The following is a 1,561-nucleotide window of genomic DNA, read 5'->3' as shown; positions in this document are numbered from 1 at the left end:
GTCCTGATCACCGGCGGCGCGGGATTCATCGGCAGCACCGTCGCCTCCGCCCTGCTCGACCGGGGGATCACCCCGGTCGTGCTGGACGACCTCTCCCGGGGGCGGACCGAGTTCGTCGCGGACCGGCTCTTCTACCGGGGCGACATCGCCGACGCGGCCCTGCTCGACCGGATCTTCGCCGAGCATCCCGACATCGACGCCACCGTGCACTGCGCCGCGAAGATCGTCGTACCGGAGTCGGTGGCCAAGCCGCTGTACTACTACCGGGAGAACGTCGCCAAGACCGTGGAACTCCTGGAGGCCCTCCAGCGCCACGGCTGCACCCGGGTCGTCTTCAGCAGCTCCGCCTCGATCTACGCCCCCACCCCCGACGCCCGGGTGGACGAGAGCAGCCCGGTCGACGCCGGCAGCCCGTACGCGCGCACCAAGCAGATGATGGAGCAGGTCCTCCAGGACTGGACCCGGGGCGACGGCGCCGAGCGCCAACGCGTCATCGCCCTGCGCTACTTCAACCCGATCGGCGCCGACCCGCAGCTGCGCACCGGCCTCCAGGACCTCCGGCCCACCCACGCCCTCGGCAAGCTGATCGAGGCGCACACCACCGGCACCCCGTTCACCGTGACCGGCACCGACTGGGCCACCCGCGACGGCTCCGGCATCCGCGACTACGTCCACGTCCAGGACCTCGCCGAGGCGCACGTCGCGGCGCTGCTCCGGTTCGACGAGGTGATCGCCCCGGGCGTGGCGGACCGCTACCGGGTGATCAACGTCGGCACCGGCGACGGGACCACCGTGCGGGAGCTGATCGCCGCCTTCGAACAGGCCGTCGGCACCAGTCTCGAGGTGCGGGAGGCGGGGCCGCGGCCCGGGGACGTGATCGGCTGCTACGCCGTCGTGGACACCGCGCGGGACCTGCTCGGCTGGCAGCCGCGGCGCGGCATCGCCGAGGGGGTCGCCGACGCGCTGGCCTGGCGGAGGGTCTGGTCCGCCCGGATCGCCGTCAGCTGACCACGCGGAGGCGCTACTTCACGGCCTCGCCGGACTTCGACCAGTTGTCCCGCAGGCGGTCGAGGTAGGACTGCGCCTGGGAGCCGACCTTGACGCCCCGGGCGAAGGCCAGCATGTTGCCCGCGCCCGCGTTGTAGCCGAGGGCGACCAGTTCGTCCCGGCTGAGCGACACGCCCGGGCGCGCGGGCAGTTGGGCGGCGAGGTCGTGCAGGTGCCAGGCGGCGGCCTGGACGGCCAGGTCCCGGTCGTCCGGGAGCTCCTCCCACTGCCGGGAGGCGAAGGGGCGGCCGGGCTTGGTGTCGTCGAAGGCGGCCCGGTGCATGTTGGCGATGCCGAAGGAGGCGTCCGGCTTGCCGCGCTGCCAGGCCCGTTCGAGTTCGGGGTCGTGCGGCTTGTACGACTCGTTGTAGAGGATCGCCATCAGCAGCTGCGGGTTGACCCCGGCCTCGGTGGCGTACCGGCGGACCGGCTCCGCGTAGTCGGCCGGGGCGTAGCCGCCCCGGCGCGTCGCGGGCTTAGCCCGGCCCCCCCCCCCCAGCCCGCCGCCCCGCCC

The 1,561-nt window shown here is 73.6% G+C and carries 2 protein-coding genes; one reads left to right on the top strand and one right to left on the bottom strand.

Annotated elements, in window-relative coordinates:
• A partial coding sequence (galE, locus tag ACFU6K_RS38615; protein ID WP_380671282.1) for a UDP-glucose 4-epimerase GalE occupies positions 1-1,008 on the top strand: 1,008 nt, incomplete at its 5' end.
• Between the two features lie 13 nt (positions 1,009-1,021).
• Here the strand turns inward: galE and ACFU6K_RS38610 are convergent.
• On the bottom strand, positions 1,022-1,546 hold the full coding sequence (locus tag ACFU6K_RS38610; RefSeq protein ID WP_380671284.1) for a transglycosylase SLT domain-containing protein: 525 nt from the start codon (positions 1,544-1,546) through the stop codon (positions 1,022-1,024).
• Positions 1,547-1,561 lie beyond the last annotated feature (15 nt).

It is taken from the genome of Kitasatospora sp. NPDC057512 (assembly GCF_042802135.1).
In the GTDB taxonomy this organism is placed as follows: Bacteria; Actinomycetota; Actinomycetes; order Streptomycetales; family Streptomycetaceae; genus Kitasatospora.
Note: the sequence above shows the minus strand (reverse complement) of the source record. Positions and strands in the feature narration are given on the sequence as shown.